This is a genomic window from Candidatus Hydrogenedentota bacterium (genome assembly GCA_018005585.1).
Taxonomy (GTDB): Bacteria; Hydrogenedentota; Hydrogenedentia; order Hydrogenedentales; family JAGMZX01; genus JAGMZX01.
On the sequence record JAGMZX010000027.1, the window covers coordinates 6,892 to 27,037 of the forward strand.

14 protein-coding genes are annotated in these 20,146 nt (G+C 62.2%); 8 read left to right on the forward strand and 6 right to left on the reverse strand.

All coding sequences use genetic code 11. From position 1 onward, the window contains the following. Positions 1-27: 27 nt before the first annotated feature. Positions 28-1,854: a Na+:solute symporter gene (locus KA184_06625; protein ID MBP8129241.1), complete on the forward strand. Its 1,827-nt coding sequence runs from the start codon at positions 28-30 to the stop codon at positions 1,852-1,854. On the opposite strand, the gene KA184_06630 is transcribed toward KA184_06625, so the two are convergent. Continuing rightward, the gene (locus KA184_06630; protein ID MBP8129242.1) at positions 1,845-2,867 is read right to left on the reverse strand and encodes a helix-turn-helix domain-containing protein; all 1,023 of its coding nucleotides are present in this window, start codon (positions 2,865-2,867) and stop codon (positions 1,845-1,847) included. The two genes, KA184_06625 and KA184_06630, sit on opposite strands and share 10 nt — an antisense overlap. A gap of 283 nt (positions 2,868-3,150) precedes the next feature. Here KA184_06630 and KA184_06635 point away from each other — a divergent pair, with 283 nt between their 5' ends. The 3 genes from KA184_06635 to KA184_06645 are packed head-to-tail and all read left to right on the forward strand — an operon-like array spanning position 3,151 to position 7,695. Beyond that, on the forward strand, positions 3,151-6,009 hold the full coding sequence (locus KA184_06635; protein ID MBP8129243.1) for a hypothetical protein: 2,859 nt from the start codon (positions 3,151-3,153) through the stop codon (positions 6,007-6,009). Positions 6,010-6,037: 28 nt separating this feature from the next. After that, positions 6,038-7,528, forward strand: coding sequence for a sodium:solute symporter family protein (locus tag KA184_06640; GenBank protein MBP8129244.1), 1,491 nt, complete (start codon positions 6,038-6,040; stop codon positions 7,526-7,528). Beyond that, the gene (locus KA184_06645) at positions 7,525-7,695 is read left to right on the forward strand and encodes a hypothetical protein (GenBank protein MBP8129245.1); all 171 of its coding nucleotides are present in this window, start codon (positions 7,525-7,527) and stop codon (positions 7,693-7,695) included. The genes KA184_06640 and KA184_06645 overlap by 4 nt, the downstream gene beginning before the upstream one ends. A gap of 28 nt (positions 7,696-7,723) precedes the next feature. On the opposite strand, the gene KA184_06650 is transcribed toward KA184_06645, so the two are convergent. Together KA184_06650 and KA184_06655 are read right to left on the reverse strand one after the other, a co-directional pair. After that, positions 7,724-8,953, reverse strand: a complete 1,230-nt coding sequence (locus KA184_06650) for an MFS transporter (GenBank protein MBP8129246.1) — start codon at positions 8,951-8,953, stop codon at positions 7,724-7,726. Positions 8,954-8,984: 31 nt separating this feature from the next. Then, entirely contained in the window at positions 8,985-9,869 is an 885-nt protein-coding gene (locus KA184_06655) for a polysaccharide deacetylase family protein (protein MBP8129247.1), read from the reverse strand. Between the two features lie 135 nt (positions 9,870-10,004). Here KA184_06655 and KA184_06660 point away from each other — a divergent pair, with 135 nt between their 5' ends. After that, positions 10,005-11,102 (forward strand): hypothetical protein, encoded by a 1,098-nt coding sequence (locus tag KA184_06660; protein ID MBP8129248.1) that lies wholly within the window; start codon positions 10,005-10,007, stop codon positions 11,100-11,102. Positions 11,103-11,287: 185 nt separating this feature from the next. Beyond that, complete coding sequence (locus KA184_06665; protein ID MBP8129249.1) at positions 11,288-13,405, forward strand: beta-galactosidase trimerization domain-containing protein; 2,118 nt, start codon at positions 11,288-11,290, stop codon at positions 13,403-13,405. Positions 13,406-13,444: 39 nt separating this feature from the next. Here KA184_06665 and KA184_06670 read toward each other — a convergent pair whose 3' ends face one another. The 3 genes from KA184_06670 to KA184_06680 all read right to left on the reverse strand — a co-directional run bounded on the left by KA184_06670 (position 13,445) and on the right by KA184_06680 (position 17,946). Next, on the reverse strand, positions 13,445-14,581 hold the full coding sequence (locus KA184_06670) for a hypothetical protein (GenBank protein MBP8129250.1): 1,137 nt from the start codon (positions 14,579-14,581) through the stop codon (positions 13,445-13,447). A 124-nt stretch (positions 14,582-14,705) separates the two neighbouring features. After that, positions 14,706-15,986, reverse strand: a complete 1,281-nt coding sequence (locus KA184_06675; GenBank protein MBP8129251.1) for a Gfo/Idh/MocA family oxidoreductase — start codon at positions 15,984-15,986, stop codon at positions 14,706-14,708. A gap of 52 nt (positions 15,987-16,038) precedes the next feature. Further along, a complete protein-coding gene (locus KA184_06680; protein MBP8129252.1) occupies positions 16,039-17,946 on the reverse strand; it encodes a hypothetical protein in 1,908 nt (635 codons plus the stop codon). A gap of 135 nt (positions 17,947-18,081) precedes the next feature. On the opposite strand from KA184_06680, the gene KA184_06685 reads away from it, so the two are divergent. Together KA184_06685 and KA184_06690 are read left to right on the forward strand one after the other, a co-directional pair. Continuing rightward, positions 18,082-19,326 (forward strand): PD40 domain-containing protein, encoded by a 1,245-nt coding sequence (locus KA184_06685; protein ID MBP8129253.1) that lies wholly within the window; start codon positions 18,082-18,084, stop codon positions 19,324-19,326. Between the two features lie 124 nt (positions 19,327-19,450). Next, on the forward strand, positions 19,451-20,146 hold a 696-nt coding region (locus KA184_06690; GenBank protein ID MBP8129254.1), incomplete at its 3' end, for a hypothetical protein.

Consider the following 20,146-nt stretch of genomic DNA (forward strand, 5'->3'; position numbering starts at 1 on the left):
AGCCGTTAAACACGAAGGTCGCCGGGCATGCAGCTTAGTCTCATCGATTGGACCATCATTGCGGCGTCGCTCCTCCTCTCGCTCGCCGTAGGGCTCTATTTCACGAAACGGGCCAGCCGCAGCCTGAGCGAATTCTTCACGGCGGAGGGAAGCCTGCCTTGGTGGCTCGTGGGCACGTCGATGGTGGCCACCACCTTCGCCGCCGACACTCCCCTCGTTGTTTCCGGACTGGTGCGCAAGGGCGGTATCTACGAGAATTGGCTATGGTGGAGCGTCCTCATGGGCGGGATGCTCACCGTCTACTTTTTCGCTGGGCTCTGGCGTCGCGCGGGTTTGCTCACCGATGTCGAGTTCGTGGAACTGCGCTACGAAGGCAGGTCCGCGGCAGCGCTCCGCGCGTTTGGCGCCGTCTACTACGGCCTGCTTGTCAACTGTATCGTCATGGGCTGGGTTACGCTGGCCATGAGCAAGATTCTCAACGTCATGATGGGTTGGGACAAGGTCTCTTCCGTGGCCATCCTCGTCGTCCTGACACTCCTGTACACAACGCTCTCGGGATATTGGGGCGTGGTGGTCACGGATTTCTTCCAGTTTGCGATGGCCATGTTTGGCTCTGTCGCGCTGATGTGCATAGTCCTGTTTCAGATGGGCGGCCCTCGCGCCATGGTCGGGCAAGTGCTGGCCGCGCCCGGCGTCGACCCGAAAGTCCTCCATTTCGTGCCCGATTTCCGCACGGCCACAGACCTTGCGATCGTCACTTTCATCGTGCAGGTGTCGCTGTTGTGGTGGGCCAACGGCCAGGGCGGGGGCTATCTGGCGCAGCGGCTCTTTTCGGCCAGAGACGAGCGTCACGCGGCGAAGGCCTTCCTGTGGTTCAATATCGCCCACTATATGCTGCGACCCTGGCCCTGGATCGTCGTCGGGCTCGCCTCCCTGGTCTATTTCCCGTTGCAGGCAGGAGAAGACTACGAATTGGCCTATCCGCGGATGATTGCGGCGCTCATGTCAAACGGCATGCGGGGTCTCATGGTGGCGTCGCTCTTCGCCGCGTTCATGAGCACGCTGAGCACGCAGCTGAATTGGGGGGCATCGTACATCACCAGCGACCTCTACAAGCGATTCATCGTACGCAACGCGTCACAACGCCACTATGTGAACGTATCCCGCCTCGTCATCGTGCTCTTGATGCTGTTCGGCGCGTTGGCTGCCTGGCAATCCGAAAGCATCGCCAAGGTGTGGATCTACCTGATGACCATCGGTGCGGGAGGCGCGTTTGTCGGGCTGCTGCGCTGGTACTGGTGGCGCGTCAATGCATGGGCGGAGATAGGCGCAATGGTCAGTTCCGTCTTCGTGGCCAACGGCAACGTGTGCTGCAAGCTTCTTGCCGTGCTCGGCCTCCTTTCGCCGGGCACGATGGAAAGCATCGACTGGTTTTATGCGTCCGACACCTACGCCATCCGCATTGTCTTCATCACCGCCGTATGTACGCTATTATGGGTCGCGATTATGTATCTGACCCCTCCCGTGTCGTTCGCCCGGCTCGACGCCTTCTACCGCCGCGTCCAGCCCGGCGGCTGGTGGGGGCCCGTGGCGCGAAATCATCCCGGAATTCGCCCCCCGTCCGCGCTGCGCCTGTGGGCGGGCTGGCTCGCCGGGACCGCCTGTGTCTACTTCGGCCTCTTCGGCGCGGGTTATCTGTGTATTGGACGATACGCCGCGGGCGCGGCGATGCTCACCCTCTTCGTCGCCTGCGGTTGGTGCATGGTCCGCAATATGCCCCGCGACATCGTGCAAACGGAGGCGGCTGAATCACGGAGGAACCTCTCCCCCGCCGCGCAGGACAATCAGGGGTGACCCGGCCACGGCCCAGAGGCATAGCGCCGGCGATATGCAATGGGCGTAATGCCCTGATGCTTCTTGAACATGTTGGTGAAATGGGCGGAGTCGCAGAACCCGAGCGCATGGGCGACCTCGGTAATCGACCGGTTCAGGTCAAGCAGCTGATTACACGCATGCTGGACCCGGCGCCGCTGATAATATGTCATAGGGCTCCACCCTGTCGCCTTCCGGAATATTACGCCCAGGTGGTCCGGGCACACGCCTAGTTGCTCCGCCAATTGCCCCACGTGGAACGGCTCGCAGCGCAAGATAGCCTCCTCGATGTGCTCCAGCGCCGCCACTATCTTTCCCCGGAAGCCCAGCCCCACCTCAACCGGGCTCTGCCGCGTATAGCAACGGCTCAACAGAACCAATGCCTTGAGCAGGCTCGACCGCAGATAGGTCAGCGACGGCGTGCGCAATTCGCATTCACGCGTGAGGTCCGCGAGTTCGTGATCCAGCGCCGTCAGCTCGTCCTTCCCAAGCTGGAACTTCGCCACCGGCCCGTCTTTCGGCTGCCGGAACAGCGCAGCCGCCAAGAACAAGGGCACCAGCCCCGTCTCTCGCCAGTGCGCCATCAGGTCGTCCGCGAGCCATTCCGTCAAGTAGTACAGATTTGTCTGATGCAACCCCCCAATTCCGTAAATCGCGTGCGTCATTCCCGGCGCCAGCACGATTACCATGCCCGGCCCCAGTTCATCCGCGCCGTAACACGTCCGATGCAGTGCTTTGCCGCAGCGAATGATCGACACCTCAAAATGGTCATGCGAATGCGGGCGGTGGTCCTGCAGGTCGGGCACATACACCGGACAACCGTAATGCCAGCCGGGATAATCGGCATCGGACGGCCCCAGCTTCCGGAAACTGCCCTCCCCGGCCATCCACGACCCTACGCGCACCGGCCGCTCCGCCGAAACCCCTACCTTATCAAGTGTCGACGTGTACAGTGGCTCAAGGACCGCGTCCGAAGAAACGTATGCCAGGGACATTCGCTTTCTCTCCCGGCTTCATCTCGGATATATTCTGACAGTGCCCGGTAGCATCATGCTGCACATTGCCCCCAGCAAAGGCAATTTATGCCAAGATTTCGCCTATCGCAACACTGACACTCGGATTTTTACAATAGCATGCCTGTTCTCAACAAGACAAAGATGATCATCACGGCCATCATAATCACAACAGACCGCCGGTCCCATCGCCGTGTCAATAAGGAGGGCGAGACCTGCGATGCAGAATCGCGGTCGCCTTTGCAGAGCCAGTAAGGAAACGCTCATGAAAATCCCCCTCGTCTCCGTGAGCCTGTTGTTCGCCATGCACTTCATTCCGCTGGTTTCCGCGGCGCAAGACCCGGCCCTGGTCGAAACCGACTCGTTCGTAATCGGCATCGACTCCCGGGCTTGTGCCGTCCGATTCCTGGACAAGCGAACCGGAACCGATTATTGCGACCACAGCGCGATTGTGCCTTTCGCCGAGATCCGCACGGCCTCGGCCACCTTTCCCGCAACTGCCGCGGCTTATGACGGCGAATACCTGACCCTTCGCTTCGCGGACACCGATGCAGAGGCGGTCTTGCGTGTAACGGCGGAACGCCGCTGCGCAGCTTTTGAAGTTGTTTCGTTTGCGTGCGAGGATGCGGAAGAGTTCGTTTTCGGCCGTATTTCACTGACGCTCATGGGCCATGCTTCCGAGACGTTCGCCGTCAGCCCACTCGCACGTAACCTGATGACCAATTGCGGACAGATCCCCGGCCGGAACCCCAGTTTGACCGGCTTCGCGGCCTGCAAGCGCTTCGGTTTCACCGGCGCACACGGCGTGATCGTTGCAGGACCTGCGCAAGAGCTGCGCGAGGCGCTCAAGGACGCCGTGGCGGCGTCTCCCGGCCTCCCCCATGCGCCGTGGTGTGGCCCGTGGGCGCTTGACGCCCCGATCAACCAGGGTTCCTACCTGATCGCGGCCCAGGAACACGTCACGGAAGAGAATGTGTGCCGCTGGATTGAAGCCGCGCGCGTTACGGGCGCGACGCAAATCGATTTGCACGGTGGCGAGTCGTTCCGCTTCGGCGATTTCGAGGTCAATCGAGCGGTTTATCCGCGCGGGCAGGCAGGGCTGAAAACCGTGGTGGACAGAATTCATGAAGCCGGACTTGCAGCGGGGCTGCATACCTTCGCCTTCTTCATCGCCAAAGACACGCCATGGGTCACGCCCATTCCTGACGTCCGTCTCGCAAGCGACGCCGTCCTCACGCTTGCTGAGGACCTTGCGGAAGACGACACTGCAATTATTGTCGAGGAGAGCACGGCGGCGATGTCTGCTGTCACCGGCTTCCAGGTGCGCAACAGCGTAACGCTCCGTATCGGCACGGAACTCATCACATACGCCGGCGCCGCCAAACAACCGCCGTACGCGTTTACAGGTTGCGTCCGCGGGGCGCACGGCACCCGGCCCGCCGCGCACGGCCGTGGCGCAAAAGCGTTCCACTTGAGGGAATGCTTCGGCCTGTTTGTGCCCGAGGCGGAGTCCACCCTTTTCGAGGAAGTCGCCCAGCGCAATGCCGGCCTGTTTAACGCGTGCGGGTTCGACATGCTCTATATCGATGCGCTCGACGGCGCGGACATCCTCGACAGCCCACAATACGCCTGGCACTACGCGGCAAAATACGCTTACGAACTGGTCCGCCGCCTCGAGAGACCGGCTGTTATGGAGATGAGCACGTTCTCGCACCACCTATGGTGCGTGCGGTCTCGAATGCAAGCCTGGGATTGCCCCGCCCGCGGCGTGAAGGACTTTATCGACTGCCACGTGGCGCACAACGCGCAGTGGCAGGCCGCGTTCCTGCCCACGCATCTGGGCTGGTGGGGCTGTTTCGACTGGGCAGGCGTACAGCCCGACCGCACGATGCCCGATGATGTGGAATACCTCTGCGCGAAGGCCCTAGCCACCGGCAGCAGCTTGTCTTTCCTCGTCGGCTTTACGCCCGGTAGTCTCACGCGGGCACACACACAACGTCTCGCGGCGATCACGCGCCGCTACGAGGACCTGCGCCAAGCCGGTACGGTATCGGAGGCTTTAAGGGCAAAGCTGGCGCAACCTGGCGCGGAATTCATCCTTGAAACGACGGAGGGGGGACAAACGCAATTCCGTCCCGCGGCATATTCGGCCAATACCATTTCGTTGGAGAATAATTCGGGGCAAGCTGTCGTGCGCAATCCTTACGGAGCGCAACCGTTGCGGCTGCGGATCGAGACGCTGTTTCAGCCTGACGCGTATGACCTGCCCGGAAATCGGGTCTTGGCCGACTGGAATAGTGCGGGCGAGTTTGGGCCTGCTGCAACGCAGCAGGGCGTGACCGCATCGTTGGACCCTGCGTCGCGGGAGGCGGGCAACGGCTTGGGAGCAGTCCTGGCCGCGGAAAACACCCATGTCGAGCCCGGTCGCGCGTGGGCCGCGTTCACGAAGGAATTCGCGGCGCCTGTCAGCCTCAAGGACAGCGGGCTGGGTCTTTGGGTCGAAGGCGACGGACAAGGCGAAGTGCTCAACATCCAGGTGCGTTCGCCGCAGCACCTCGGCGGGGGCCTCGCCGACCATTACATCCCTGTCGATTTCACGGGCACGCGATACTTCGCGCTGGTCGAGCCCGAATCGGAAGCGCTGTCCCAGTATGAGTGGGCGCACACCCGGCGCAAGACTGATTTGTTGAGCAATTCCGGCCAAGTCACCGGGTTTGCCTACCCGATGTACCATGTCTGGGTCGATTACGCGCAAATCGCCGCGCTGACCGTGGGCGTGAACAACATTCCCATGGGCAAGGCCGTGCAAGTACGACTGGGCCCCATCAGGGCGCTTACGTTACAGAAGTCGAAGCTGAAGAACCCCACGGTCACGCTCGGCGCGGCGAACGTGTGCTTTCCAATTGAACTGGAAACCGGAAGTTACCTGGAATTGTCAGCGCCGGATGACTGCAAGGTCTATGATGCGCGCGGCAACTGCCTGCAAGACGTCGCAATAACTGGCGCGGTCCCGGTACTGGCAGCCGGGGAGAACGTGCTCGCGCTACACGCCGATACGCAGGCTGGCGCCACCGCCCGCGCGAGGGTAACGGTGATGATGTACGGGGAACCGCTTCGCCAGTAAGGAACGCGGCTGGCATGGAGTCATAGCGATGAGCAACTTCTCCTGGATCGACGGCAGTATCGTTGGCGTCTATCTCCTGGCGACTATGGTTGCGGGGATTGCGGTGCGCAAATACGTGGGCCGCGTCGAGACGTTCCTGGTCGCGGGCCGTGAGATGAACGTGTATCTGGGCATCGCCTCGCTGGCCGCAACCGAATTCGGCATTGTGACCTGCATGTACACAGCCCAGAACGGTTTCGACAAGGGGTTCGCGGGCGCGACACCCGGGATTCTGTTCGGATTGGCCTACTTCATCATTGGCCGGACGGGGTTCTGCATCGAGCCCATGCGGCGGGCGGGTGTCATGACGCTTCCCGAAATGTTCGAACACCGTTTCGGATCGAACATCCGCTGGATGAGCGGTCTCGTCATCATCCTCTCCGGCCTGCTGAACATGGGCATCTACTTGCGGATGGGCGGCGAGTTCCTCATATCCGTTGCCGGCATCACTCCCGGCGGCCACACACTCGAGATTATGATGTCGCTGTTGCTCGTGGCGGTCGCGATCTACACGATACTTGGCGGCATGCTGTCCGTTCTCGTCACGGACTTCCTCCAGTTCGTGGTCATGAGCGCGGGGCTGCTGCTCGTGACCGTGATGATCATTTGCAGCGTCGGCTGGGGAAACCTGTTGGGCGCCGTGGAGGCGCATCACGGCGCGGGCGGGTTCAACCCGTTCCTTCACCCGGACATGGGCTGGCCTTACGTAATCTTCAACAGTTTCGTGGTCACGGCGTGCGTATTGACGCATCAGCCGGTCATCCAACGCGTGCTGTCCGCGAAAGATGTGGAAACGGGCCGTAAGGTTTTCACGCGGACGAGCTTCTTCTTTGTATGCCGGTTCGTCATCCCCGGTATCTGGGGCATTGCCGCGCTCGCCGCGCTCGCCCCCGGCCTGATCGGTGAAAAGACCCAGTTGGCGATGCCTCTGTACCTCGGCGGTATCCTGCCGGTCGGCGTTATGGGCATCCTCGTCGCGGCCATGCTCGCCGCTGACATGTCCACCGATTCTTCTTACCTGCTCGCGTACGGGAGCGTCATTTACAACGACCTGCTCGCGCCGCTGCGTCGGCGCAGGCGCATGACGGAAAGGCAAGGCATCCGCTGGAACAGGCTCATCGTGGCTGCGCTCGGCGTGTTTTTCCTCTTTTACGGCCTGTGGTACCCCCTCAGGGGCAGCGTGTGGACCTACCTGACCGTCACCGCCACTATCGGCTTCGCAAGCATGACAACCCTGCTCGTGTCGTGCTGTTATTGGAAACGAGCGAACAATTGGGGGGCCGCCGCAGCCATCGCCGCCGGGGCCGCCATACCGTTGGCATACCTGGTGATGGAACTGGTGCCCGCCACAAGTGCCCTCGCCGCGACAATCGGGCCGAACTGGTCTGGCATCGCCGCCTTTCTTGGCTCAGGACTGGCCATGATTATAGGTTCCCTGCTGAAACCAGGCAGCAAATGCGGCAAGGAGTGGGAGACATGACCCCGATTCACTGGTTTTGGACGCTGATTATGCTGGCGAGTCTCCTGTGGTATTCCACCGTTACGCTCTTTGTGGCGTTTCGAGGCGTGGCCGATATCCGCCACATGCTCGCTCGACTCCGCATGGGAAATGCGGAAGAAGAACGGGAGAACCCGGATTCCGAGTAGACGGCCAGTAGGCGCTTGCGGCCGCTCCTCAACTCTGACGCGCGCTGCGTAACAGGAGAATCTGCACCACAATCGCCGCCGCCGCCACCGCGGGCGCCCCCTGAAAGGCGGCGGTTACGCCGAGACACGCCGCAGCGCAGCCGAACCCGATACTTCCCGTGAACCCGCCGGCGCCCAGCAGCCCCTCATTGATGGCGGCGCGGCGGTGCCGCTCGCGCATGTCCGTGAGACTGTAATAGAGGCTGGCGAAAAAACAGAGGCCATATGCGTGCCCTATGACAGCGAAGCACGCCGCCATAATAACGAGATTCTGCGCGTGGCCGAGGACAATGCACGAGACCGCCGCGGCAATTTGGCCCAAGGCCAGCACCGAAAACCGGCCTTGCCATGCGCGGGTCCTCCCCATTGCCGCAAAGCACAAAACCGTGCAAAGGGAAAGCAGAAACGCGAGCCAGGAGTACGTGGTGGCCGGCCCGACGGCGTCGAGCAGCGCCGGGCGAAAACCCGGCCAGAGCACGAGCGAGCGGTCCGCGGCCAGCGCTTCGACGTGGACGGGATATACCGAACGCACCGCGGCAACGAGCCCGTTGGCCGTGAATGTGGCTGCCCACGACGCGTACAGCAGGCCTCTGGTCACAGGAACAACGCCCCGTTCCTCAGCGGCCGGTTCCTCCTGAGACGCGTGTCGCACCCGGTTGGTTCCCGGCGTGAGTGAGAAAAGAAAGCCAATAACAACGGCACACAACACGGCCAGCAGAAGAAAGGGCAAACGGAAGTTGGCATCATAGAGCGGCCCGGTCAGTAAGGGGCTGATCGTGAAACCAAAGGCCGTTGCAGTATTGAACCCGGCGAGATGACGGGCGCGTGTGTCCGGGTCGGGGGCCTGTCCCAGCCAGGCCTGCATTGCCGGCCACGCGAGCGCGAGCCCCAGGAACGGAACGGACGCAGCCACGAGGCACGGACCCGGCGAAGAAGTCCACGGAACCAGGATGAAGAGCAGACCGAAAATGCCGACGCCGGCCACGGCCCACCGCAGGCTGTTGCGCGCACGGGACACAAGACCCGCCGATGCGAGGCAACAGACGGCGTATAGGGCCATCTGAACCGCCCCCACCGTGCCCGACAGCGCGGCGCCCCCATTCAGTCGCTCCACAATGAAAAACGGCATCGCCAATATGCCGACCGCCACGGAAAAATCCAGCAGAAACGCCGCGGCATACATGCGATGTTGCGGCTGGCAGGCGCGACGGACGATCATGGGCGGCGGCCTCGCGTATCGACGCGCCGAGCTACCATCGCTTTGCCGATTCTCCGGCCCGCAGGAATTCCGCGCCGCGTTCGCGCAGTCTGCGGATGAGCAGGTCCAGTTGCTCTGCCGCATAAGGCCCACAGTTTCGCGTGATGAACGGATCCGGCGTCACGGACCCTTCCCCGTACCGGATTTCCCCTTGCGGCATCGGGTGAAACTCCCACGGGTGGAAGTAGAAGCATAGAAAGGGCGTGGCGCCGCGGGACTGCGCGTAGCCGATGAACCCGTCCACGTGCCGCAACATCGCTTCTGCCCCCTCGATACGGCAAAGCGGCCACTGGTCCATGTCGCGGCCATAAGGGTCCCTCGATATCATCGAGAGATCGGCAAAATTCGGCAGTTCGACGATCCGCAGGTTCCCCGGCTGCGTCCAGTCCTCCCGGCTGGGGTGATACGGCGTCAGCCGCTCCCGGAAAAAGAACATGGGATATGTCGCGTCGGCCACGTAGCCCAACGCATCCAGCGCATTCACGACCGCGCTCGACCCAAAAAGGCGCGGACACCGGAACGAGACCGGGCGGACGCCCGTGACCTTCTCGACCAATTCCGTGCACAGGCGCAGGCGGTTGGGGACTTCCTCGGGCAGGATGGGCAGCATGCCGGGAATCTCGTAAAGCGATTCGCCGATGGTCTCGTGAAAAAGCGTGTGCGCGCCAATCTCATGACCCCGCGCCTTGACCGGCTCAGCAACCTCGGGATGCTTCCTCAGGCTGTCGCCGGTGAAAAAGAATGTCGCGGGCACGGCGTTCCGGTCCAGAATGTCGAGGATGACCGGCGTGCCGTGCTGCAGCCCCTCATAGTACGGCGTCCAACTGCCGATATCCGTTTCCATGTCGAATCCAAGAACTACCTGCAATCCGCTCATAGGGCCTCCCTGCGGCGCGCTTGTGTTTCGCTGTTGCGTTCCGCGCGCATAACCATCATCATTGTGCCACGAGCGCGTGTCAAGCCCTTGAGCGGTTTCCGGGCCCCTTTGTATGAATGACGGGAGAACAGGACCATGATAGTCCCCCTCGAAAAGCCAGAACCGGATATCCAGAACTTCGTGCGCGTAATTCGCGGGGAGGTTCAGCCAGAGCGCCCGCCGCTGGCCGAGTTATTTCTTGATCACGAGGTCGAACGCGAGATCGCGCGCGCCCATCTCGGCCTGAATTGGGTCGAACCCTCAGCCGAGCGCGAGGCCATGCAGGCCTATATCCGTCATCGCACGCAAGTCTATTACCGCATGGGCTACGACTACATCCGTGTGTCGGGCGGCATCGATTTCCCCGGTTACTATCTCGATACGGCAGACACCGCGGGCCTGTCCCGCGGCGACCGTCACTGGGTCAACGAAACCCGGGGGCCCATTGCCTCCTGGCAGGACTTTGAAGAATATCCCTGGCCCGACGCGGCGCGGGCGGAGCTGTGGTTCTACGAATACGCCGCGCAGAACCTGCCCGAGGGCATGGGCCTCTTTGTTTGCCCCACGAGCGGATTTCTCGAAATACCGCTCGATACGCTCCTCGGCTATCAGAATCTGTGCTATCTCCTGTATGAACAGCCCGACCTGGTTCAGGCGGTGTTTCAACGCGTCGGAGAAATCATCCTCGCCGTCTACGAACGCCTGCTCGGACTGCCAAACCTTTATGGCTTCTTCCAGGGCGACGACATGGGATTCAAGACCGGCACGCTTCTGTCGCCGGAGCACCTGAAACTGCACGTCCTGCCTTGGCACAAAAAACTCGCGGCGCTGGCGCACCAACATGGACTGCTCTACCTGCTTCACTCCTGCGGCAACCTCACGGACATCGCGGACGACCTCGTCGCAGACGTAAGAATCGATGGGCGGCACTCGTACGAGGATGAAGGCAACTCCGTCATCGATTTCAAGCAGCGCTACGGCGGGCGCGTGGCTATTCTCGGCGGCGTGGATGTGGACAAGCTCGCCCGCCTCACGGAAACGGAATTGCGCGCGCATGTGCGCCGGATTATCGATGCGTGCCTGCCGGGCGGGCGCTTCGCGCTCGGTTCCGGCAATACGGTCTGCAACTACGTGCCCATACGGAATTATTTCGCCATGGTCGAGGAAGCGTTCCTGTATGGGCGCGGTGTTTAGACCGGCATGCGCAGGATCCCTTCAAACAAGAACCGGATTTCGGCAAGACACGCAGCGGTCGGCCAGGGGATACTGAGACCAGGTCTCCGGTTCACAGTGTATCTTGACTTCTCGGACGCTCGGCTGAGGATATGCATGTGTTCGTAACGCGCAGAGAACTGCTTCAGATAGGAGCATTGAGCGCCATGGGACTCTCCGCACAGGGCACGCACGCCCAGCAGACAGCGACCACGGACGCGGCGGCAGCGCCCCGCGCGTGGATGAACCGGCGGCAGCGCATCTACTGGTACGACCAGTACGCGCTGAACGATCACGAAGCGGCGTTCGCCCAATACGACCCCGACCGCATTGCCGCCGAATTGAAAACCGTCGGCGCGGACATCGTAGCGGTCTACGCGGCCAATCAGTTCAGCATCGCTTACTACCCCAGCAAGATTTGGCCTATGCACCCCAATCTGCAAGGCCGGGACTATTTCGGCGACGTATCGTCGCGGCTGCAGGCGCAGGGCCAGAAGGTCATCGCCTATATCAACTGGCTCGAATCGCGGCATCCTGAGTGGTACATGGTTCCCCTGGGCGGCAAGCCCGAAAAAGAGTTTTCTCTCGCTTCCTGGGCCAGGCCGGACAATCCGGACTGGCGCGTACAGCAGGTGCCCGGCGGTTCATGGCGGTTCGCGTGCATCAATTCGCCTCGTCGCGCGCAGGTGGTCGCCGTGGCCCGCGAAATCATCGAGCGATATCACCCCGACGGGTTCCATCTCGACATGTTCTTCAATCCCGGCGTGTGTGTGTGCGGTTATTGCCGGCCGGCGCTGGAGGAAATTTGTGGCACAACAGATATCACCATCGACACGATCAACGCGCACTGGCGCGCATTCATTGACTGGCGCAGCGATTGCAGTTCTTCGCTCATCGAGGAATTGAGCGCCGCTATGCGCGAGCACGGCGTCTTTACGGCGCACAACGGCCAGAATCCGCTCTGGCTGTCGCCCATCTATGGTTTCGATGAGCGATGGCTCCCCCATCTCGACCTGTACGTTTCCGAAATCTTCTATGACCTGCATGCGTCAGATCTGACTATGCGCTGGCACCGAGCCATCGGCAAACCTTCGTGCGAACTGCTCACGTCGACATCGCCGAACCATGCGCACCTGTCCGTGCCGTTTACCGCATGGCAGGTCAGCGCCGCAAGCGCGAAGGCCAACGGCTGCACCGTGCTCGGCCCTTGCTGCGTCGGCGCGTATCCGGACACCACCACTTCGCAGCGCCTGCTCGAAACGGTTCGGAAGGGACTGGAATCTTTTGCGGAAGACGCGGATCTTCACCCGGGCGCCGTGCCTTGTGCGAAGGTTGCGCTCGTCTTCTCATGGGCTACGCGCAAGTATTACCGCGCGGGACGCATGGACTGGTCGCAAGAACTGGACGGCTGGTCGCGCGTGCTCATCGAGGAGCACATCCCCTTCGAGGTCGTCGTCGCGGAGAATGTCGAGACTGCCGAAGACCTGAGTCGTTATGACTTGGTCATTCTGCCGGATAACGCGTTCCTGAGCGACGCCTTCTGTTCCGTCGTTGCCGCGTACGCGCGCGCTGGCGGGCACGTTCTCGCGACCGGCGCTACGTCCCTGGGCGACGAGCGCGGGTATCCGCGTCCCGATTTCGCGCTTGGCGAACTTCTTGGCATCACATGCAAGGGAAGCACGGAGGGCCCCTTCGCCATGGATGGCCCCCTCGAGCCCGAACCTGCTTCAGGCGTCTTCCAGCAGATAGCCGGGTCTGCCGTCGTGCTGACGCGGTATATCGCGACCGACCCCGCCGGGTCTGTTGCGGGATACCTGGACCCCTGCCCCACGCAGCCGGCCAAGTGGCCAGTCGCGGTCGCACGGAGCGTGGACGCGGGAGAGGTCCTCTATGTCGCGTTTGGAATTGGGCGTTACTACGCCAATCACAACCTCGTCCATGCGCGCGACCGCATGGCGCGGTACCTTGACCGCGTGCTGCCGCGGCGGCAGCTAACCGTTGACGCGCCGAGATGTCTTGAAGTCACCATCTGGCAACAACGCGCGCCCGAACGCACGATCATCCATCTGGCCAATCGCACCCCGCTTGCCCACGATATGCCGCGCATTCACGAGATTCCGCCTTTGCATAACATCCGTATCACCCTGGAAGCCCCCTGCCCGTCCGCGCGTGTGACGTGCCGTCACGCGGAGGCAGCCACGACAATCGACGGAAATACAATCCGCGCGCATATCGAAATGTTGGACGTTTATGCGGCTCTGATTATTGAACCTGCGGGAGAATGAGGTTTGACGATGATGTGGCCGTGGCTGTTGGTCACGGCTTCAGGGGATAGCCGGAACATCGCCACGCTCCAAACGGCCCGCTTTCACGTCCACCGCCGTGTTGTTAAACACATTTGGGCCCAGTACGATCGGCCGGTTGTCTCCCGAGACATCATTGACTTCAACGATCACGTTTTCCAAAACGTTTCCAGACACCACCGCGTCGCCCGCACCAATGGTCAGACGCATGCGCGGCTCGAGAATGGCGGATTGAAGACAGTTACCCATGACCACGGTGCGCGAGCCGCGCGCATCGATGCACTGCGCGCACGAGCCGCCGGGTTCCACCGTGACCACGTTATTGGCGATGACGTGCCGCTGCGAACCCGCCCAGGACCGAAAGGCGATGTCCAGTTGCCCGCCCTCTTTAACCCGCACGATGTTGTCTGTCATGAGGATTGAGTCGGCTCGGTCGCTCCCAATGGCAACGTGGGTCTGACCGGTGATCTCGACGTAATTGCCTCGGATTTCGCCTGGCCCGGTCAGTATTTCAACGGCATCGGAGCCGGCGTTACCCAGCACGTTGCTTAGAACCTTCATATTCGGTCCTTCGAGCATGATGCCGAGCCTGTGCGCGTCCCGCACGGTCGTGTTTTCAATCGTGATATCGTGGGCAGGCGCGCCGCCTGACTGCCCGGGCACGCCGTAGAAGGCCTTAATCCCGCAGAACTCAAAACGGTCATGCGAAACATCCGGGTTACCCGTTCCTTCCGTGTTCTGATCCCGGTTGGCGTCCACGTGAAGGTCGCGGATGATGATACCCCCGACACCCTCGCCAATGATGCGGACGACGTTCGTATTCTGCCCGGGCCCCAACACAAGGCGCGTGGCGGCGCCCATGCCTGCCAGCGTGACATCGCTGCGATCGATAATGACTCCGCCCAGTGTCCCCTCCACCCTCCGGATATCGTAAGTGCCCTCCATCAGCAGCACCATGCCCCCTGCGGGCGGCAGGGTCCGCACCGCCGCGTTGATCTCTTCCTGATCTCCCGAGCCGTCGCACACGAACTGCGCTATGGCCTTCGCATGTTCCGAGGAATCGTGTGTGGCAACGATGGACGTGGCGGCAGAGACGGCGTTCGCGATACCGGAGAGGCTTGTCATCGCCGTGACGAACAATAACACCCGCACACTCATGATTCTCCTCCCTCTAATGACCTGACCCCCGCGACAGATTCCAGAGGCTCCAACACGGCATGAGGGACACTAATTGCCGGCGCGCCTCACGTAAACGTCACATTTCCGCAAGTCACGCTTGGGGTCAGACGATCTCCTCGGCCACGCCGTCCCAGCGTACCTGGCGTTTCTGGTGGTACGAGGCGACGCTCATAAGGACGGTGACCACTTCGACGAACGCCTCGTCCTCGTTACATTTTGGGCGTTCGCCCGTGCGCACGCACTGCAGGAAGTCCTCCATGTGCGTGGGCCATTTGGGCGCTTTGGACGCATCGTATGCATACGCGGGCTTTAGTTCCCGCGCCATATGCGGGAAGGCCGCCTGGTCCGGGTAGATCAGAAACGTGTTGGCATCCTGACCGATGGCGTTGAAGATGAGCCGGCCGTTCTTCCCGATGTATTCCGGCGGTTGTTCGCGCGCGGAATTCATGCAGCCCTCGAACACAACGGAGCAGTTCTGCTTCTCGAAGGTGTAGTTCGCGAGCCAGGTGTCGGGCGTTTCGCGTCCGTCCTGATAAAATGCGTTCAGCCCCGCGCACATGCACGTGTCGGGGGTACCCCAACCGAGGACGCTCTGCACGTGATCGAGTTCGTGGGATAGCAGATCGCCCGCCTGCCCGGTGCCGTAGGGCCAGTAACAGCGCCAGTGCCAGAAATGCTGCTCGTCGAATTCAATGTGCGGCGCGGGACCGAGCCAGGCCGCCCAGTCCAGGTTCTTGACCACCTGCGCCGGGTCGGGGCGGTCATATACGTTGTAGTACCCATACCATCGCCAAGGCGCGCGCTCTTTCGTGCCATTGAAATACCGGCCCGTGTGAATCAGCGTAACCGGGCCCAGCGCGCCGTCCCGGATGCGCCCGCCGGCCTCCGCGGTGGACGGGTACTGTCTGCCTTGATGGCCCAGTTGGAATACCGTCCCCTTCTCCTTGATCGCGGCGCGCATGCGTTTCGCCGCCGCCACGGACGTGGTCCACGCCTTTTCGCAATAGACGGCTTTGCCCGCATCCACGGCGTCGAGCACCATCTGCTCGTGCCAGTGGTCCGGCGTGGCGATAACGACGGCCTCGACCGCCGGGTCCGCGAGCAGGTCGCGATAGTCGTGGTACCGTTTCGCGTCCGGATTCCTCGCCGCTTCCCACCCGCGCTCCAGATGCGGCGTGTAGACGTCGCACACGGCCACGACTTGGGCGCTATGGATGGAACCTGTATATTTGATGAGATCCCAGCCGCGCGTACCCGCGCCGATATGGCCCAGGCGCACGGGGTCTGGCTCTGCTGCCGCGCCGGTGAGTATCGCGGGGGCTGCAATCGCGGCGGCGCTTGCCGTAAGCATCGTTCTACGCGAGATATCCTTCGGCTTGTGCATGACGTTCCCCTTTCTCACGTTGAAGTCCTTCATTATCCGTTCGCGCCGTGCATCAGTCAACGCGGCCGGCAAATGGCGCCTGAGTCGCGGCAGGGTCAAACACAAGTTGTCCATCCTGCCGCGATACACCAAGGGCCGCATCCAACCGCGCTTCGAGCGGGTCCGGGCCGGTCATGCCCAGCCGGGCGCGGATTTCCCGGCGCAGCCACCAGAACCCGGAATTCCACGAATACAGATGATGCCCGTGGGGTCTGCCGGTCACGGTACTGATCGATTCGTGAAACGCCGGCATGTAGGCCAGTTCCTTCTCGAGCCGCCAGAACAGTCTGTCATCGACCCATTCCGGCGGCATGCCGTGTATGAGCCCGTCGAGGTAGTTTGCGGCATCGTTCAGGAACCACGACCCGCCATAGACGTACACGCCGCTATGGCCGTCGAGCAGGTCGCCGTCGGCCTTCGAGATCACGCGCATGCCGTAGGGGGATTGAATGCGCATCGTGGTTTCCAGATGCCGCTGCACGAGTTCATCCGGCAGCAGTTTCCGCCCGAACACCGCATACGAGAGCACCTCCCCGTAAAGGCTGTCCTGACCGACGTGTTCCTGTTGTTTCAAGCTCGTGGCGAAATAGCCGCCGGACTCGTTGAACATGCGACAGTAGCCCGCAATGGCCGCGTCAATATCCGCGTCGGTCACGTCAAACCCAAGTTCGCGCGCCGCCATCAAGGCGCCGCAATGAAAACCCTGGTTCGAAGAGGGCGCGTCGTCGTCGTCGTAGGGGAGCTGGTCGTGATATGTTTTCATGCACGCTTTCTCGGGCGTCAGCCTTGGAGGAATATACAGTCCGTCAACCTCGTGCTCGCGGATAAAGCGGTAAGCCCGGCTGACGGTGCGCGGGTCCGGGTCGCCGCCCGCCTGCTTTACTATGTGCGACCAGATGAGGTAGTACTGCGCGTTGTCTTCGTAATTCACGCGCTCATAGAACACCGCCCCGTTCGACTCCGCGTCAAATTTCAGGTCCTCCAGCCCGCGGCTCATCCAGAACCCGTCGCTGACCCACTGTTTCCAGCCGTAGCCCACGCCTGAAATGAAAATGTAGTCGCTTTCGGGCCGCAGCAAGTTGCGGCGCAGCAGCAGGTACGACGTATTGCGCAGAATCGCTTCCAGCGCCGACCGGTTAAACCCCTTTGCGTTTGCCAAGGCCAGATGTGCGCTCAGTTGGATGCCGTATTGGCCCTGCACCGGCGAGGCAAACACCCACGTTGTGAACGACTGCGTTTCCCCCGCTTCGATATGCTGCCAGCCGTCAAACTGGGCCCGGTACACGCTCGTCGCGTCCACTTCCCGCGGAATCATGACCATCCGCTCCGGCGAGCCGTCGCCGGTTGCCAGGAAGATTCGTCGTTGTTGCGGGTCGCAGCCCAGGAAACTCCGGTTCTCCCACAATCCGGGCGAATCGCCCAGAACGCCGTAGAACGTGTCTTCTACGCGGCATCCAATCATCGGAAATGTCTGCCAGGCGTTGTCGCCAAAGCCCGGGCCCGTACAACTCGGGCTGTAGGTCTTGGATTCCGTCTCGTCACCGAGGAAGGTGTGATATGTGCCGTTTTCCGGCGCGCGCCACGCCATTTCGAGGTAATACCGGCCATCGGCGTTAGCCGTTACGGTCGCGACCCGCTCGTACAGCCCCGGATTCAGCAGCCGCCACGACTCGGTCAGGACCAGTCCCGGCGCAATGCCGCCGCGCAGTTCGACGCCCGTCCCGGCGGGTGTGACTTCGGCATACGAAACGTTCGTGCGTCCCTGCGGCTGCACCACGCACAGGGCCGTCCCCGGCGCGTCCGCCGCAAGCACGGGCTGGCCGTGGTCTAGCATGACAACGCAGCCCGGCGCCGCCTGTAACTGCAATTCTGGCGCCGCGAGGACCGCGGCCAGCACCACAAACGACAACCCCGTATACATGACCCACACTCCTCGTTTCGATGTTCGCAAGCATAGAGTATTGTGCGCCAAGAGCGCGAGCATGTTTTGCCCCCGCCAAAACGGCTACTATGCCTCGCGCCGTCTTCGACGGCGAGCATGGAGGATACACGGGAAATGCGCAGGCGGGAGTTTTTGAAGGCCTTGGCGCTGGCGCCCATGTGCGCTGGCGCGGCAGGCCGCGCGACGGCCGCGGCGGAACAAGGCAGCCCCACGCGCCCGGCGCGCTTCTTCTTTGTGTCGGAAGGGAAAACGGTGCTCCTGAATGCCGACGGCAGCGGTTTGCGTTGTCTCGAACTCGACGTGCCCAACCAGGCCACCTGGCAGCCTGCCGGGTTCTTCGATGATGGCCGCGTGCTCTTGCTGAGCATGGAACCCCGGCGCGACGGGCCGGGCAAGCCGTTTGACGAATATTACCACCAGACGCCGACGCATATCTGGATTTACGACCTGGACAGCGGCGCGCTCGAAGAGGCCGCCACACACGAGCGGCTCGCCGTCTTCTACACGCCGCAACTCCTCCTTAAGGACGGGCGCATGCTCGTGCAGGTCATCCGCGACAAGGTTCCGCAGACTTTCAACATGAATCTCGACGGCACGGACGCACGCGCGTTCACGGGCCCCGGCGAAGGCATGCCCTACGGCCTCAGCCTGAGCCCTGACGGCACGCGCGTGGCCTACCACCTCGCCAGCCCGTCGGGTTACCAAATCTGGACGAGCGATGTGAATGGCGGCAACCGCATCTTGGTGGCGGGTCATCCCGACCACCTTTATTTCTGCCCCCAATGGTCTCCCGACGGCGCCTGGCTGGCTTTTCAGGACTGCCTGTTCCATCAGGACCCCGGCCACGACTGGTCGGACCTCTGCCTCAGTCGCCCCGATGGCTCAGAGCAACAATTGCTGACCACGGGACAAGCCCTATGGTTCGCGGCCACGTATGGCCCGCCCGATAATCGCGGCGGCGGCTCGAACGTTCCCGTCTGGACCCACGACGGCGCAATCCTTGTGTCGCGCAGGCTTCCGGATTCCAAAGTCGCGTGGGAATTTCAGGCCCTTCGGCCCGACACCGACCACTTCAACCGCGACTTCAAACCGGAGTTGGCGCACGGGGGCGCGGAGATTCACCGGATCGACCCGCGCGACGGGTCGAGCAAGCGTCTCACGCATGCCGACCCGCCGGTTTGGGATTTTCGCCAGAGTGAATCGCCCGACGGCCGCCAATTCCTCTTCTGCCGCGCCGAAACCGCCGGTGTCCCCGCCATTTGGATAGCGGACATCGATGGCCGCAACCCGCGCATGCTGACCAGAGGCCTGCACGACCGCGGCGCGGACCATCCGCGCTGGTTGCCGCAGTCCGGTTGAATCCCTGAGGGCTGCCCAGGACCCTCCCATCGGAACGCGTCCCTCGGCCAAGACATGCTTGATTCGCAGGGCGGCTGAGGTCCATCTTAGGTCCGGACTTGCAACAACACGAAGGGACGTCATCATGCACACTTCCCTTGCAGTTCTGCTGGTCATGCTTGCGCAGGATGCTCCCCTGCCGCGTGACGCGCTGGCGCCGCGAGGGCGCATGGATCATCCGTGCGTCAATATCACGGCGGCGGATATTCAGCAGGCCAGGAAACGCGTGGAGCGATATGAGTGGGCGCGAGAGGAGCGCGCCGCCATTTTGAGCGAGGCGGATTCGTGGCTGCGCGAACCGGACGCCTACTGGCTGCAATTCCTTCCCAAACCCGGCGCGTGCTACGCCTATGGTTTCACGGGCTGCCCCATCTGCGATGGGAAGACCGGCACCTGGGCCAAGGCCAACTGCACGTGGGAAAACCCCGGGCACGTGAAGTGCGACAAGGGTCATGTGTTGCCGGACGCCGAACATCCCGATACGGGCGACGGCTACCAAGCGCCCGACGGACGCATTCATTACTTCGCGGGCCAGTTCAATGCGTGGGTGACGGAGCAATGGACGCTGCACGCGCTGCCGAGCCTGACGCAGGCGTATGCGATCACGGGCGAAGAGAAATACGCGGTCCGGGCAGCATTGCTCCTCGACGCGCTGGCGTCCATCTATGCCGAGTCGACCTCGGGATCGTGGGACTATCCCAGCACGCCGCCGAGCGGCCGCTTTGCCCGGCCCTGGTATCAGGTTGCCCGAACACTCGTCTACTACGTGGACCAGTATGAC

Coding starts and splice junctions, on each gene's coding strand:
- KA184_06625 (MBP8129241.1), top strand. CDS start 28: ATGCAGCTTAGTCTCATCGATTGGACCATCATTGCGGCGTCGCTCCTC.
- KA184_06630 (MBP8129242.1), bottom strand. CDS start 2,867: ATGTCCCTGGCATACGTTTCTTCGGACGCGGTCCTTGAGCCACTGTAC.
- KA184_06635 (MBP8129243.1), top strand. CDS start 3,151: ATGAAAATCCCCCTCGTCTCCGTGAGCCTGTTGTTCGCCATGCACTTC.
- KA184_06640 (MBP8129244.1), top strand. CDS start 6,038: ATGAGCAACTTCTCCTGGATCGACGGCAGTATCGTTGGCGTCTATCTC.
- KA184_06645 (MBP8129245.1), top strand. CDS start 7,525: ATGACCCCGATTCACTGGTTTTGGACGCTGATTATGCTGGCGAGTCTC.
- KA184_06650 (MBP8129246.1), bottom strand. CDS start 8,953: ATGATCGTCCGTCGCGCCTGCCAGCCGCAACATCGCATGTATGCCGCG.
- KA184_06655 (MBP8129247.1), bottom strand. CDS start 9,869: ATGAGCGGATTGCAGGTAGTTCTTGGATTCGACATGGAAACGGATATC.
- KA184_06660 (MBP8129248.1), top strand. CDS start 10,005: ATGATAGTCCCCCTCGAAAAGCCAGAACCGGATATCCAGAACTTCGTG.
- KA184_06665 (MBP8129249.1), top strand. CDS start 11,288: ATGGGACTCTCCGCACAGGGCACGCACGCCCAGCAGACAGCGACCACG.
- KA184_06670 (MBP8129250.1), bottom strand. CDS start 14,581: ATGAGTGTGCGGGTGTTATTGTTCGTCACGGCGATGACAAGCCTCTCC.
- KA184_06675 (MBP8129251.1), bottom strand. CDS start 15,986: ATGCACAAGCCGAAGGATATCTCGCGTAGAACGATGCTTACGGCAAGC.
- KA184_06680 (MBP8129252.1), bottom strand. CDS start 17,946: ATGTATACGGGGTTGTCGTTTGTGGTGCTGGCCGCGGTCCTCGCGGCG.
- KA184_06685 (MBP8129253.1), top strand. CDS start 18,082: ATGCGCAGGCGGGAGTTTTTGAAGGCCTTGGCGCTGGCGCCCATGTGC.